Here is a 16,333-nt window from a genome sequence, read left to right as displayed (position 1 = left end):
TAACCTTAAACGAAAACGTTATCGATAAATCAAATGAATAGCGTTTAACATAAGGAGTTCACAAAAACTTAAATTATTCTTTTTCTGATGTTAAAAATATTAACTCTTTAGAGTTAACTAAATCTTCGTGGCTAATGAAAAAATTAGGGAATACTTGATTATTTCGCATCAACGGATAAACCTTATTTTTCTGGTTTTTAGTTTCCTTTTTGTGAATAATCAAGCTGTCTTTTCCATAAAAATCAGGATTTAAATTGATTTTAATTTGTTCAAAAACAGGAGCTGTTATGGTGTAAATGGACTTAGCTGGTATAATTGGATAGAATCCCATCATGCTATAAACTGCCCAGGCACTCATTGTACCTGTATCATCATTTCCAGGTAACCCATCGGGAGAGTTTTTATAATACTTGTTTAATAATTTATTTACTCGTTTTGAAGCTTTGTTTTCACTGCCTGGAATAAAATTATAAAGATAAGGATAAGCGAAGTCTGGTTCATTGGCCATATCAAAGTGCCCTTCTTCAAAAACAGCATCCAGCTTTTCTTCATAGGCCTTTTCTCCACCCATTAATTTTATTAATCCTTCAGCATCATGAGATAGCATAAAAAGGTATTGCCAGGCATTTCCCTCAATAAACCCTGGATTTTTGCTGAAATTAGCTCCGGCTAAAGGATCAAAACCTTCCATCCATCTACCATCTTTATGTTTAGGTTGAAGAAATTGAGACTTTGGGTTATATAATTCTCTATAACTAACCGAACGCTTTAAAAATTTTTGATAATCTTCTTCCTTACCTAATTCCTTTGCCAGTTGGGCAATTGCAAAATCTGCTATATTATATTCCTGTGTTACCGAAACCGGACCCGCCACACCAGAATCTACACTTACAAAGCCATTTTCAATATATTCATCAAGCCCGGGTCGTAAAGGATTGTTTTCAGTTTTTGTAGCACTTTTAAGCATAGCTTCGTAAGCTTTTTCTACATTAAAATCTGTAAGTCCGCGTAAATAAGTGTCAGACAAAATAACTGCAGCAGGATCTCCCACCATTGTAAAAGTTTCTGTAGAATTTAATTCCCATTTAGGTAACCAACCATTTTCATCATAGATCTCTAACATAGAGTTTACCATCTCTAATTGTTCTTCAGGATAAAGAAGGCTGAGTAATTGGTGATAATTTCTATAAGTATCCCATAAGGAAAAAGTAGTGTAGCGTGTACCTTCTGTTTTACCGATTTTACCTGTTGAAATTTCTGGATATTCTCCATTTACATCATTAAAAATATTTGGATGAATTTGCATATGGTATAAAGAGGTGTAAAAAACATGCTTATCTTCTTCATTATTTCCTTTAACCTCAACAACCGAAAGCTTATCCTGCCAGGATTTTCTAGTTTCCGCATATACAGCATCAAAATCTTTTCCACCGGTTTCCTTTTTAAGGTTTTCCCGGGCATTTTCTATACTAACGTAGGAAACCCCAATTTTTAATTCAACCGAGGTGGGTTCTTTAAAATCATAAGTAAAATATGCACCAATACTATCTCCTATTACTTCCCGGGTAAAACCTTTTTTAATGCGAGTTTCCCCGTTGTAAGTCATCCATTGGGCCTCTTCACCTTCATATTTAGAAGGTGTTTTCCAGGCACCAAATTCATTGGCCGGTACTGAAAATTCAGCAGCGAAATATACAGGATATGCAGCTTCGGGACTATTATAGCAAAACGAACCTACCGTACGCATTCCTTCAATCTCAGTAGGAGATACAATTTTAACCATAGCTCCCTGCTCGTTAGTAAGACCTAAACCTAAATTCAATAAAATGTTTGATTTCCCCTTCGGAAAAGAATAGCGACTTACCCCCGTTCTGGTTGAAGCCGTCATTTCAGCCTTAATATTATATTCATCTAATTCCGCCGAATAATAGCCTGCTTTAGCTTCTTCGTTTGAATAAGTTGTTCCATAATTGAGATGGTTAATTTTTAAACCTCCAGTAGTAGGCATACTAATAATAACCCCAAGTTCTGGGCATCCAACGCCACTCATATTGACATGACTAAATCCTGTTAAAAATTTATTTTCATGAACATACGGGTTAGACAACCATCTACTATCTTTTTCCAAAGAATTTAAATCTGTACGACCCGCTACATTAAAAGGAGAAACACTTGCCATCCCTCTCGGGGCTATTGCCCCGGGATGTGTAGCTCCGAAATTAGAGGTACCTATAAATGGATTTACATAATCTACCGGTTCATTTTGAGCGGTTACACATTGGAATAGTAGTAAACCGTATACAACTAAAAACTTTTTCATGTTTATTCTTCATAAGTTAAATAAGCCGAAACCAGCCAGTGATTGAGTTTATCTCCTTCTATAGGCGTCCCATCAATAGAAATCTTTAATGTATGGTGGCCTTTTTTCATATTACCCAAATTCACAACTTCGGGACTAACTTTTGAGCCGGGGCACCAATTAGAACGAGAAAGGTCTGAAGAAGCCAGGCGTTCTTCAATCTCTTTATATTCCTTTTCACCCTTTTTGTTATAAGCATAGGCAGTATCCTGACGCGTCCACACTCCAGAAGATGGATTAAATCTTCTAAACGAAGCACAATCGTCACGCCATGGAATAAAATCAATCACTTTATTGCCATCAACGCACACTTTATTGTTAATTTTTATAAACTCATCTCCGCCACTATGCCCCCCGTGACCGGTAGTGATATAATGAAGTTTTACATTGGTTGCATCTTCGGGTAATTCAAATTTAGTTTCCAGGTCCTGATAAGCAAAAAGGTCTGGGTGCTTTTGTCCTGCATAATAAATGGTGTTTACTAAAGGAATCACTTTATTTGTGGTTAATGGTCTTCCAGAGTATTCAAGAGAAACATCTATGGTATAGCCTTCGGCCGTCCAGGTATCAATCCAAACACCTATTATAAACTCCCCGGTAAGTTCTGAAGCCAAATGACTTATATTTTCTTCCCAAACTACTTCTTGAGCCCAATTTGGAACCGAAACAGGGCGGTTATAGCGTATTCTTGGATGCGCTTCTTCATCACTGAAATAGCCAACCCCAAAAGGAGTCATAAATCGTAAAATTTCAAGAGCAGGAATATAATCTTTAGCCATTTTAATTCCTGGATAATCTTTAACGCCTGCGGCTGCTGGAAAAGTTTCGGTCCCATTCGCAACACCTTCTATATCAATTTTATTAGGCTCAGTTACTACAAATAATGATCCCGATTTATCCCAGGCATCTCCTGCTGATTCTAGGATCATTTTCAGTTTTACATCTGTACCTTCAGGAAAAACTGGAGCTTTAACTTTTTTAAATAAAAGCCGTCCATCTTGCACCCTTTTAATACTCAATGTATCACCTTTCTCTCCGTGAAAATTTACCGGTTGGTTTTTAAATACTTCTACAATTTCTGGTTCTTGCGCTTTAAGGGCATTACTTAAAAAAGTCAAAACAGAAATTAATACTAATACATATTTATTCATTAAAACTCATTTTAATTATTCAACAACTATTTCATCCAAAAACAGCCAGGAATCTCCTCCTCCTGGTGGATGACCTAGATTATCTACTTCTACTTTAATAAACCTTCCTTCTACAGATTCCTCCAATTCTATACTGAAATCTTTTAATTCCGGATTTCCGTTTTCTTTAAATTCGCGCGAAACGCTACCTATAGAACGGTACTTATTTCCGTTCTCTGAGATGGATACAGAAACTTTCAATGGATAATAAATGCCAGATCCCTGATTTTCCATCGCTCCCACACTTACCTTATTAATCTCTGTTAGCTCTTCCAGGTCTATATCGATTCTCACATCGTCTACTAACCATCCCTGCCACTGGCCATCATGGAAGTTTAAGCTTCCACGAAGTACATTTACCAAACCAACATCTTCCGGTCCCTTGTAACTATCGTGATAGATAGGCTCATACCTTACTTTTTTTCCCACAGCTTTATGAAAACTAAAAGTTTTTTCCAAAACTGCGCCAGGCTGTCTTCCATTTTCAAAAACAACTGCTTTAAGCTTAGTGGTTTCAGAAATCTCCAGGGGCTGAGTATACTTTTTGGAAGATTCATTTAAGGTATTATCATTTAAAGTATATCTAATTTCCGTATGGGGAAATTCATTTTCCAGGCTTATTTTTAAACTTTCAGAATCTAAATCTACTTCGGTTTCTGCGGTAACGGCAAATGCACTTTTGGCGTAATTAATATTCATTGCCTCTAAGCGTGGGAGAATATTTTGTTTTAATTTTTCTGAAAAAATCTTCCAATCTTTTTTTTCTTTTGGACTCCATACTACTTCAGAAAGCGCTACCAGTCGGGGAAATAACATATATTCAGAATGACTGGGGCTATCTATAAATTCGCTCCATAAATTTGCCTGACCTCCAAGCACATGCTTCTTTTGCTCTATGGACATAGAATCTACTATGGGATCAAATTCATAAACTTTGCTAAGCGTGGTATAACCTCCAAACGCCACAGGCTCTGTATCGGGATCACCCTGATAATGGTCAAAATACATATGAGACCCAGGTGTCATTACAACATCATGCCCTTGTTTTGAAGCTTCCCATCCTCCCTGTACTCCTCGCCAGCTCATAACGGTTGCTCCTGGGGCCAATCCGCCCTCTAAAATTTCATCCCAACCAATCAAAACTCGATCGTGAGAACTAATAAACTGTTCCATTCGTTGTATAAAGTAACTCTGAAGCTCTTCAACATTCGCCAGATCTTCTTCCTGCATTCTGCCCTGGCAATCGGGGCATTTCTCCCAATTGGTTTTAGTTGCTTCGTCACCACCTACGTGAATATATTTAGAGGGAAATAATTCCATTACTTCCAGTAAAACGTCCTCTAAAAACTCAAAGGTGTTTTCTTTTCCAGGGCAATATATGTCAGTGATTGGCCACACCCCTCCAGAGGGTACCATAATTTCATTTTCAAAACAAGATAGTTCGGGATAAGCTGCAATGGCACTCATCACATGGGCCGGCATTTCAATTTCTGGCACTACAGTAATACCAAGTTTCTCGGCATAGGCCACAATTTCTTTAATATCTGCCTGTGAATAAAATCCGCCTAATGTCGCTTTTTCTCCCGGTTGTGGTGTAGGCCTGGCATTCCAATGCTTATCTTCATGATCTACCCTAAATGCACCTACTTCGGTAAGTTTTGGATATTTCTTAATTTCTATTCGCCATCCCTGATCATCTACTAAGTGAAAGTGGAAAGTGTTTAACTTTAAAAAAGCCATTCGGTCTAAATGCTTTTTTATATATTCTTTTTCAAAAAAATGACGAGCCACATCTAAATGACTACCCCGCCATTTATACCTTGGACTATCCTTTATACTTACGAGCGGTATACTCCAATCGATTTCCCGCACAGAATTTTCTTCAATTTCGATAGGCAATAATTGTCTTAAACTTTGAATTCCATATACAAAGCCGGGTATGCCTGAAGCAGTTATTTCTACCTTTTCTTTTTCACTTTCTAAAAGGTATGTTTCCTCTTCTAATTTATCATCAAGCTTAAAAATTAGATAATTTTTTTCAGGTTTATCATTAGTAATACCAAGTTTCCAACCGGCGGCACTACTAAATTTTTCGGTTAAAATTTCAGCAACAGGTTTTAGAGAATCGGGGACTATAATTTTGGTGTTTTCGTTAAACGTAAATTCACCATCCCTTAGACTCATTTGTTCTGGTTCAGGAATTATTTGAATATTATTAGAACCAACTATATTCTCGCTACTTTCACACGAAATAATTAACAACCAAAGTGCAATTAGTGTAACCTTTTTTATCATAGCTTACTTAGTTTCAGGAGTTATTTTAAAACGGTAATGATATTTTTCATCTAAAAGCCTGTATTTCTCCAGGGGCAAATGTCCCCAGCTGGTAATACTTCCCAGTCCCATCTGTGCAGTATCAATAAACAGACTGGTAAGTTCAAGCGGTTCTACCTCGGCTGCGTGGCGCTGGTCTCTTTTTTTCCCATCATCCAGATCTTCCATTAAATAGTGTAGCGCAGTAAAATTAAACGGTTGCTCACCCTCAACTTTTAAGTTGATGTTATCACTCTCTAACATTAACCAACGTACGTCTGATTTATTTCCGGTTTCCTGTGGACGGATGTAAGGATAATATTGTTCTGCAACGGTTTGACTGTACTTTTTTATTAACGCTGAATTTTTCCTATCCTTATAATTTTCATGAGGCCCTCTGCCATAATATTCCAAGCTGTTGAATTGTGATGGTAACTGCATTTGCATTCCAACTCTTAGTGGCATTTTTCTCTTCTCGCTTTGAGGGTCGGTATTTAATTGATAGTCAACTATTATTTCTCCCGATCCGCTTATGCTATATTCTATATACAGGCTGGAAGCGACCTCACCCAGATCATATTTTGTTGAAATGATATAATTTCCATCTTTTTCTTTATAATTAAATGATTCTAAAGGTGGCTGCTCGCTCATCTTTTTCCAGGCTTCCAGCTTGGTAGGCAGTTGGGCGCCATAATCATTATCGGTGGGTGCACGCCAAAAATTAGGTTTAAAATCAAAACCTGTTTTCAGTACTTTATTCCCTTTAAAAATATAATCTGTTAGAAAGCCGGTTTCTTTGTTAAAATTAAAAGTAACTCGTTCACCTTTGAACATTACTCTCTTATCTGAATCATCAACCTTTATTGCTGTTTTTTCTGAAAATTCAAGTGTTTGCTGCTCTCGTACTGTAATAGCTAACTGTTCACTAGAAAGAACATGATTTTCTTTTAAGAGTCCTTCCTCTGCTTTAAGAGTATATTCTAAATTGAGAAATATCTCATTATAATTTTCATTTGGAAGTGGGAAGCCCAAATCGATCTCTTTTAGTTCTCTTGTTGCTATTTCTAAAGATTCTAATTCGCCATTGTCTATAATTTCTCCATCAGCTTGCAAATACCAGTTTAATTTTACACCAGATAAGTCCTTAAAGAATTGTTCATTAAAAACTTTAATCTTAGTAGATTGTGCATCAACCAAACTTGTTCGCACTGGTTGGTAAATTTTCTTAACCTCAAAAGCGTGTGGATTTGGATTTCTTTCAGGTGAAAACACGCCATTATTGAGAAAATTATTAGCACTGGGAACATCCTCTGGACCAAAATCTCCCCCATAGGCAAAAATTTTAGTACCATCTTCCAATATTTTATAAATGGACTGGTCTACCATATCCCAAATAAATCCGCCTTGAAAAGTATCGTAGTCTCGAATTATCTCCCAATAATCTTCAAAATTCCCAATGCTGTTTCCCATAGCGTGAGCATATTCACAAAGAATATAAGGTCTATCGGGATCAGGATTTTTTTGTACGTAAGCCAACATCTCATCGGGAGAGGCATACATTGGTGCAATAATATCAGTATTCCATTCAACCTGCATATCTGCCTTACTTCGATAAGGTAAAATTGCACGTTCATGCATTATAGGCCGTGAAGGATCACGTTCTTTTATCCAGGTATAGCCCTCATAAAAGTTATATCCATTCCCCGCTTCATTACCCATACTCCAGATCACAATAGAAGAATGGTTTTTATCCCTTTCAACCATTCTTTCAAGACGTTCCAGGTGTGCCTTTTTCCAATTAGGATTATTGGCAAGTGTTCTGGTTAAATCATAACCCATCCCATGAGATTCAATATTAGCTTCATCAACCACATAGAGGCCGTACTTATCACAAAGTTCATAGAAATATGGATCATTGGGATAATGTGAAGTTCTAACCGCGTTAAAGTTGAATTCTTTAAGCCTCTTTACATCTTGCAACATTCTTTCGCGAGAAACAACCTGTCCAGTGGTAGGATCTGTATCGTGCCGGTTAACGCCTTTAAAAAGTACTGCCTTACCATTTACCAATAATTGACCATCTTTAATCTGAATTTCCCTGAAGCCTAAATTTTGATGAATAATCTCCTGTACTTTTCCTTTTTTATCTTTTAGCGTAAATTTTAGTGTATATAGATTTGGTGTCTCGGCCGTCCATTTATCGGGATTTTCAACATCTATTTTAATTTCGGAAGATTCCTGCCATTCGCTTACTCTCTTTTCAGCCTGGTATAACTTATCATTTTTCTTTTCAAGTATAATTTCCAGCCGGTGTTTATCACGTTTAGGGAGATCTGAAAACTCCGGTATGATAGTTAGAATTGCATCCTGGTAATGCTCATCCAATTCGGTTTTTACCTCAAAGTCCTGCAATCTCACTTTTTTTCTTGCAAAAAGATAGGTGTCACGGGTAATACCGCTCATTCGCCAATAATCCTGTCCTTCTAAATATGAGCCGTCACTCCAGCGCATAACTTTCATTACAATTAAGTTCTTACCGGTTTTAATAAATGGCGTAATATTGAATTCCTGCGGTAATTTGGCATCTTCCCCATAACCAACATATTCTCCATTTACCCAAACTTTAAGGTTTGATTTTGCCGCTCCCACGTGTAAAAACACATCTTTCTGATCCCAATTTTGGTCTATTTCAATGGTACGGCGATACACCCCTGTTGGATTATAATCAACCGGTACTTTTGGAGGATTAATATCTATTAGGTTTTGAAATTCATAGGTAGCATTTACATAAATAGGAATACCATAACCATTAACCTCCCAGTTTGCCGGTATCTCAAAAGTATTCCAGGAAGAGTCATCAAAGTTGAGTGTATAGAAATTTTTTGGTAATTCACCCGGACTTTCATACCATTTAAAATCCCATTCTCCATTAAGATTTAAATAGTTTTTAGAATCTTTCCAGTTATTTGTTTCTGCCAATGATTTATTCTCAAAAACAAAATAGGAAGCCCGCATAGGCTCCCTATTTTCTTGATTTATTTCAGGATCGAGATAATATTCGTTTTGAGAAAAAAGGTCCTGCCCTGTGAGTACAAGAGCTAAAAATCCGACCACGAATAAAATATGGTATTCTTTAAATTTATACATTATTCTTCTTTTAGAAGTTCTCTTGCTTTTTTAAGTGCTTCAAAATGTTCATCGGTAAAGGCTTCACCATCAAAGAATGCTGCTCCTTTTGCTCCATTTTCATAAGCATACTTTATAGCCTTTACCAGTTCTTCTCCATTTAGTTCGGGAAGGTAAATCCCGGTGTGTAATTCAGTATTAGTACCCTTTAAATCTTTAACACCCTGCCCTGTAGCAAAACCAATCCAGTCTATTTCTTCATTATAAAAATTTTGATAAATCATAGGCAGAACCATATCAACATTCCATTTATCCCAACGTTGACGTACCATATGATCTGCCATTTCAGGATAAGGAAATACAGCTGCTGTTAAATATTTATCATTATTATGGGCTATTTTATAAGCTTCATCTACAATCGCTTTTACTTTATTCAAACGGAATTGCTTCCATTCCATATCAATAGCCGGATTATCAAAATCTTTCGGATTTTTATGATGCTCTTTTTCAAATTCAGCTACACAAACCTCACAATAGCAGAAATCGAATTCAGCAAGTTCTTCATTTTGCTCTAAATCATATTTTGGCAGCAACCCAATAGGAAGAAAGATATCTGAATACCTAATATAATCAAGGTGTACACTTTCCACACCTTCTACTTTGGCCAAACCTTCTACCAGACTTAAAATATGATTTTTAGATTCTTCCCGGGTTGGGCAAAGCCATTTATAGTACCCAACATAAGGGGGTTGGTCAAAAGTGGATTTACCATCCCTGCTCACTGCGTACCAATCAGGGTGTTTTTGAGCTTCTTTATCACCAGGGCGGTTCACGGTAAACATCCAGGCATGAACTTCCAAACCTTGTTCTGTAGCCAGTGGGGCTAATTCTGAAAGTAATTGGGCATCAGCTTCTGTATTAATTAATACTGCATCTATTCCATTTTCTTTATATTTCCTGAATTCTTCTGAATACTCCTTATCTGTTTTTTCGGGACTGGCTGTTATCCAGGTCCAATACTTAAAATCATTGTTTGAAGAATTGGTTATTTCTTTAGATTTCTCTGTTGCAACGGAATTATTTTTAGCAGAAGAATTTCCACAAGCTGTAATTGTAAAAGCCAATAATAAATAATAGATATATTTCATTTTTTAAATTTTATACCGGTTAGTTTTTTTGTTTTATAAAATCTCCATCTTCTTTAATAAGAAGCTTATGGCCTGTAAAAGGGCTTTCTACCCAAATATTCCAGCCTGTTTTGTGGACTTCTAATTTAGGCTGCAGTTTTTCACCTTCAACCTGTATAAACTCCCCATTGATTTTTGAAAGAGCACCTGCCCACTTTCCATTTTTATCTTTATAGGCTTTTTGAGCACGGTATATTCTGTACAGCTCCCATTTTATTTTCTCATCATTTGGAATACTGAATTCCTCTTTTTCGCCAGGAGCTGTGTTTGAAAAATAAACATATCCCCAATGTTCGGGTTCGTGCATATTAATAACTCCTTGTGGTGACCACACCCAATTATATTCATGCTTAAATTCGCCCTTTTCATCTTTGGCCCGGGAATAAGTACCATTTTCCAGCTCAAAATCCCAGTTTACCCGAGAAAAATTAATACGCCAAAATTCATTCTCTGGGATTTCATTGTGGCTATTAGCTTCCTTTAGAACTTCCCATGGAATAGCAACTTCAACACTCCAAAATTCATCTTCATCAGAAGCATCATTTAAGGTTCCCTGTATATATAACTGAGATTTGAGGCCTTGAATATCCCAGCTGTCCACAATTGGCGCTGGTTCACGGTAAGGTTTTACAATAAATAAATCCCAAACGGTATTTAGGGCATTCATTTCAAACTCGTAATAATTATGGGTATCACCATCTGGATCTATGAAGATTTCAAAATCATTATTATAGAATATAACCGTATCACGTTGTTTTAAAGTAGCCCAAATATGCGGCTCTTCCATTTTCGCATAAAAATACAGGTAATCTTCATCCCAAAGCATTTTCATATTGGTTTGATAGGTTGGGATTTTTTCACCTTCAATATCTATGAAATCCTGACTTTTAGGTGTAGTCTTCCAGGCGGTTTCTTCTGCCTTACCATCAATAACTATCTTCTCTGAAGTTTTATGGGCAACGTAGGTACGAGGAACCTGTTTACTTTGAGCAAAATTTTGCTGTTGAAAAAGGAAACTAATTACCATTAAAACAAAAATATATTGTTTTATCATAAACTGTTATTTTTTACAAAATTTACAATCTCACTAAGCTTTCCAAAAGCTAATGCGGTTACCGTATCGGCCGCGCCGTAGTAAAGAGCTAATTTATCCTCTTTTTCTGAATGTATAGCGGCACAGGGGAAAATTACATTTGGTACATCTCCAGTAAGTTCATATAGCTCAGCAGGAGCCATTAAATAAGGTTGAGAACGGTATTTAACTCTTTCAGGTTCATTTTCATCTAAGAGTGCTGCCCCAATAGAATACCTAAAGCCATTACATGTAGCAATTACTCCATGATAAAATACAAGCCAGCCTTCATCTGTTAAAATTGGAATTGGGCCGGCGCCAATTTTGGTACATTGCCAGGCACTTTGCTCAAATGGAGCAACTTTCATCACGCAGCGATGCTCACCCCAGTATTTCATATCAGGACTGTAACTAATATAAATATCTCCAAAAGGTGTGTGTCCATTATCGCTGGGCCTGCTTAGCATAGCGTATTTTCCGTTTATTTTCTTCGGAAATAACACCCCATTCCGATTAAAAGGTAAAAACGCATTTTCACACTGAAAGAATTCTTTAAAATCAAAAGTATATCCTATACCTATTGTTGGGCCGTGATAACCATTACACCAGGTAATCCAGTAACGGTCTTCTATAAAAACCACCCGCGGGTCGTACTTATAATCAGAGTCTATCATTTGCGTATTTCCCGCTTTAAATTCTATAGGCTCGTGATTTATTTCCCAATCAATCCCATTTTTACTAAAACCGGCAAAAATATTCATTTGCACCGCTTTATTATCGCACCTAAATACTCCGGCATAACCATCTTTATAAGACACCACTGCACTGTTAAAAATACTGTTGGAGGAAGGAATTGCATAACGGTCTATAATGGGATTTTCTGAATAACGCCACATTACCGTATTACAATTTTCAGGTTTCTCCTGCCAGGGAATATTTTTTAAATTTTCCATATTAATCTTTATAATTTTTTACTTTATCCAACCAGGTGAATTTTAAAATTACCGTAGTTATAATAAATACAGTTAACCAAACCAACACCTGATAATAGTCGCGCACTACAAGGTAAATTGGCATCAATATCATACTGGATTGCCAAAGTATACCTATCGCACAATTAAACATATCTATCCCGAAGTCCTTATTCTTCTCTACCGGATGCCCATCCTGCTCCATCATTTTGCGTACCGGTTTCCATAATCCCCAGGGACGTACATTTTCATAAAATGATTTTAAGGTTTGGTAATTAGTAGCTGGAGTTAACCAGGTTCCCAAAATACAGCCTAATAAGGAAAACCCGAAAATGATAGGAAAGAGATAAATGGCCGGTGTACCCGCAATTTCAAACAACCAACTACCTTCCATATAGTGTTCCTTATTCTTATCTACAACAAATTGTAGAGTAGCGATTATTAAGCCGGAGAGCATGCCCCAAAAATAACCCCAACCGTTAAAACGCCACCACACCCATTTTAAAAAATTTGCAGCAATATATCCGCCGTACAGCGCACTGGTAATCCATAATGTTATTGAATTTATTGAATCGGCAAAAAAGCCCATTATTACCCCAAGTACCACAACCAGGAATGATGAAATATGGCTCGCCCGTATATAATGCTTATCGGTAGCTTCAGGTTTAAAATATTTTTTGTAAATATCGTTTACTATATAAGCAGGCCCGGAATTTACAAAAGCTGAAAAGGTTGACATAAAAGCAGCTAAAAGCCCAGCCAGCAACAAACCCTTAATCCCAACGGGCACTTCATAATTAATAACCTGAGGTAATACTAATTCCATATCACCTCCATTTAAATTCTCCAGTGCAGCAATTTCTGGTGCGAGAAATACGAGCCCCAACACCACGATTCCACCAACCAGTAAATAACGCGGAATAAAAAGCACCAAATTTGTGAATCCGCTCATATAAGCAGCATCTCTCACAGTTCGGGTAGAGAGTATACGTTGCATATCATAACTGGGCGTTGGACCAGCGACACTTGCGAAAAAACCCTTAAACAGGGTCATCCCGATAAAAGCTCCAAACATTTTATATCCTTCGGTATCAATAAGTTCATTGAAAACATCCTTTTTACCGCTCCAAAAACCTTCCAGTTCATTTCCAAAGGCAACATTTTTCCATTCTTCGGGAATCGCTGCACTAATTTCCACATCGGTTATTACAAAAAAAGTATAGCCGGCAATCAGGATTCCTGCTAAGACCATAATTAAATATTGCAAAACTTCGGTCGCTACTACCGAAAACATCCCCCCTTTAATGGTATAAATAGTAGTAAGAAAAATTATAATTAGTGCGTAAGCTTGTTCAGATGTTAGCAATAAAAAATCGCCAATAAATAAATCCAGACTCCAGGGTAATATTACGGTCATAAATTTACCTACACCTTCAAAAAAATAAGCTATAAAACCTATGGCGGCTACTACGGCAAAAATTGCCACAATTAGGTGAGAAGCCCTTCCTGCCCTGTCGTCACCAAAGCGGGTTAAGATCCATTCAGAACCTGTCATCACACCCGAACGACGAATCCAGACCGCCAGGAACATCATGACAAAAATCTGGTTCCAGATTGGCCACATCCACATAAACATAAAACTTTTAACTCCGTAGAGGAATAAAATACCTACCATCCAGGCCGTTCCGGAAACATCAAACATTCCCGATCCATTACTTAGCCCTAAATAGTACCATTTTATGCTTTTTCCACCTAAGAAATAGGAGTCAAGACCTTTAGAAGCCTTACGGGAAACATAAATCCCCAGGCCAAGAGTAACGGCCACGTATACAATAATTATAACTACATCCCAAAATGCCATTAGTTCGAGCTGCTTTTCTTAGTACCCCATTCTTTATTAGGCTCAGCCCCCATTTTAAAAACGAGGTCTCCTCCTTCTAAAATCTTTTCATGGGAAATATTGGTTTGATTGAACTCTTCTCCATTTAGGCTGGCCGATTGTATATAGATATTTTCATCGGAAACATTTTCAGCCTTTATGCGAAAAGTTTTTCCGTCTTTTAAACGGATTTCCGATTCTTCAAAGATTGGACTGCCAATTTCATAAGTTGCTGAAGCAGGATTAAAAGGATATAAGCCCATACTACTAAAAACATACCAAGCCGACATTTGCCCGGCGTCTTCATTTCCACTTAGTCCATCTGGCCTGGTGCTATATTGGGTTTTTAAAATTTCTCGCACCCAATATTGCGTTCTCCAGGGTTGCCCTGCTTTATTGAACAAATAAGCAATATGATGGCTCGGTTCATTTCCGTGAGCATATTGGCCAATTAAACCGGTTATATCTGCAGAAATATGATCTCCGGTAATCTCAGAACTTTCTGTAAAAAGCTGTTCCAGTTTTTCGTTGAATGCAGTTTCCCCACCGTGTAATTCTATAAGATTTTCCGGCTCGTGAAGCACAAACCAGCTATGTTGCCAGGCATTACCTTCGGTATAGTCTGTATTTACACGGTGGTTAGAATGTTTTGGATCAAAAGGCTCATTCCACGAATTTTCTGCGCTTTTTCTTCCACGCATAAAACCGGTTTTTTTATCGAAAATCTTCCTATATGCTGTAGCACGATTGGAGAAATATTCATAATCTTCTTCTTTCCCTAATGCTTTCGCCATTTGCGCTACGCACCAATCGTTATAGGCATATTCTAAAGTCATAGTAACAGATTCATCACTATCATCATATGGGATAAACCCATGCTCTTTATAAGCTTTTAGACCTCGAGCATCTTGCATCATCGTAGTTTTCATCGCTTTAAAGGCTTCTTCAGGATCAAACCCCTCAATTCCTTTAAAGTAAGCCTCTGTAATTACCGGGATTGAATGATAGCCGGTCATGGTATTGGTTTCATTTCCATAAAGCGTCCATACCGGAAGCGATTTTTCCACCTTATAATATTCCAGCATAGAATTAATAATATCGGTAACTTTATCTGGATTCGTTATGGTAAGTAGTGGTTGCTGCGCCCTAAAAGTGTCCCAAAGAGAAAGCGTAGAGTATGCTGTGTAATTGGCCTTTACAATACTGTCATTTTCTTTTCTAAATTCTCCATTGCTATCGCTAAATACCACCGGGGAAAGCTTGGTGTGGTAAAGTGCTGTATAAAAAATTGTTTTTAAAGAATCCTGCGGAGTTTTTACTTTTATTCCAGCTAGTTCCTTTTCCCAATTTTGAATGGCTTCTTCTTTGATATTTTCAAAATCGAAACCTCCTTTAGCTAAATTTTGTTTGGCATTTTCAACACTTACCGAAGAAACAGCTATCTTCATTTCAATTTCCCGACCGGAATCTTTATCGAAATAGAATTGCGCTGAAGTCTTTTCTCCCGAAACTTTATCACCCTTCACTACTTGATAATCCTGAAAAAATCGGTGATCGGTTATTGGTTTTGAAAATTCTGCTACAAAAAATACTTTCTGGTTATTTGCCCAACCGGTACTATGCCTATAACCGCTAATTGTGGTTTTATTTTCAATATTTATAGCGGTTTCTGTAGGTTTATCCCAGTTAATGGCAAACCCCAAATCCAGGATAAGGCTTTGCTCGCTGTTTTCCTTAAATTCATACTTATGATATGCAGTCCTGTCTAAAGTTGTGAGCTCAACTTTTACTTGAGGTTTATCGAGAAAAACACTATAGTAACCGGGAATGGCAATTTCAGAATCGTGTTGAAATTCTGAAGCATAAGGAATATCTTTCTGTGAGGTTACTTTTTGGCTAAGATCAATTTCCTGGGTAACCGGCATAAAAAGTAAATCGGCTAAATCACCAATTCCGGTACCGCTTAGGTGCAATTGACTAAACCCAGCAATGGTATCGCTTGAAATATGGTAACCGGAACACCAGTCCCAACCACTTCTTCCATTATCGGGACTGGGCTGCAACATCCCAAAAGGTTGAGCCGCTCCAGGAAAGGTATGTCCATGTCCTCCAGTTCCTATAAAAGAATCTACATGGGCTGTTAATTTTTCAGTTTTATCAGAGTTATTTTTTTCTTTTTTCCGTTGCTCACAGGAAGCAAAAATTAAAAGCAAAAAACATACTACTAAATTTCCTG

The 16,333-nt window shown here is 37.2% G+C and carries 9 protein-coding genes; all 9 read right to left on the bottom strand.

Annotated elements, in window-relative coordinates; genetic code table 11:
* Positions 1-73: 73 nt before the first annotated feature.
* Genes J0871_RS09625 through J0871_RS09585 form a run of 9 tightly spaced genes read right to left on the bottom strand, consistent with a single transcriptional unit; the run spans position 74 to position 16,310 of the window.
* Positions 74-2,320 carry a GH92 family glycosyl hydrolase gene (locus J0871_RS09625; RefSeq protein ID WP_208225023.1) on the bottom strand — a complete coding sequence of 749 codons (2,247 nt, stop codon included), beginning with the start codon at positions 2,318-2,320 and terminating at the stop codon, positions 74-76.
* Positions 2,321-2,322: 2 nt separating this feature from the next.
* A complete protein-coding gene (locus J0871_RS09620; RefSeq protein WP_208225022.1) occupies positions 2,323-3,510 on the bottom strand; it encodes a PNGase F N-terminal domain-containing protein in 1,188 nt (395 codons plus the stop codon).
* Between the two features lie 15 nt (positions 3,511-3,525).
* The gene (locus J0871_RS09615; RefSeq protein WP_208225021.1) at positions 3,526-5,844 is read right to left on the bottom strand and encodes a glycoside hydrolase family 20 protein; all 2,319 of its coding nucleotides are present in this window, start codon (positions 5,842-5,844) and stop codon (positions 3,526-3,528) included.
* A 3-nt stretch (positions 5,845-5,847) separates the two neighbouring features.
* Complete coding sequence (locus tag J0871_RS09610; protein WP_208225020.1) at positions 5,848-9,009, bottom strand: glycoside hydrolase family 2 TIM barrel-domain containing protein; 3,162 nt, start codon at positions 9,007-9,009, stop codon at positions 5,848-5,850.
* Entirely contained in the window at positions 9,009-10,136 is a 1,128-nt protein-coding gene (locus J0871_RS09605) for a family 10 glycosylhydrolase (protein WP_208225019.1), read from the bottom strand. Before J0871_RS09605 ends, J0871_RS09610 begins: the two co-directional genes overlap by 1 nt.
* A 19-nt stretch (positions 10,137-10,155) precedes the next feature.
* Positions 10,156-11,229: a carbohydrate-binding family 9-like protein gene (locus J0871_RS09600; protein WP_208225018.1), complete on the bottom strand. Its 1,074-nt coding sequence runs from the start codon at positions 11,227-11,229 to the stop codon at positions 10,156-10,158.
* On the bottom strand, positions 11,226-12,200 hold the full coding sequence (locus J0871_RS09595) for a glycoside hydrolase family 130 protein (protein ID WP_208225017.1): 975 nt from the start codon (positions 12,198-12,200) through the stop codon (positions 11,226-11,228). Before J0871_RS09595 ends, J0871_RS09600 begins: the two co-directional genes overlap by 4 nt.
* A 1-nt stretch (position 12,201) precedes the next feature.
* The gene (locus J0871_RS09590) at positions 12,202-14,079 is read right to left on the bottom strand and encodes a sodium:solute symporter family protein (protein ID WP_208225016.1); all 1,878 of its coding nucleotides are present in this window, start codon (positions 14,077-14,079) and stop codon (positions 12,202-12,204) included.
* Positions 14,079-16,310, bottom strand: a complete 2,232-nt coding sequence (locus J0871_RS09585; protein WP_208225015.1) for a GH92 family glycosyl hydrolase — start codon at positions 16,308-16,310, stop codon at positions 14,079-14,081. The genes J0871_RS09590 and J0871_RS09585 overlap by 1 nt, the downstream gene beginning before the upstream one ends.
* Between the last annotated feature and the right edge of the window lie 23 nt (positions 16,311-16,333).

The organism is Salegentibacter sp. BDJ18 (assembly GCF_017579965.1).
GTDB lineage: Bacteria > Bacteroidota > Bacteroidia > Flavobacteriales > Flavobacteriaceae > Salegentibacter.
Note: the sequence above shows the minus strand (reverse complement) of the source record. Positions and strands in the feature narration are given on the sequence as shown.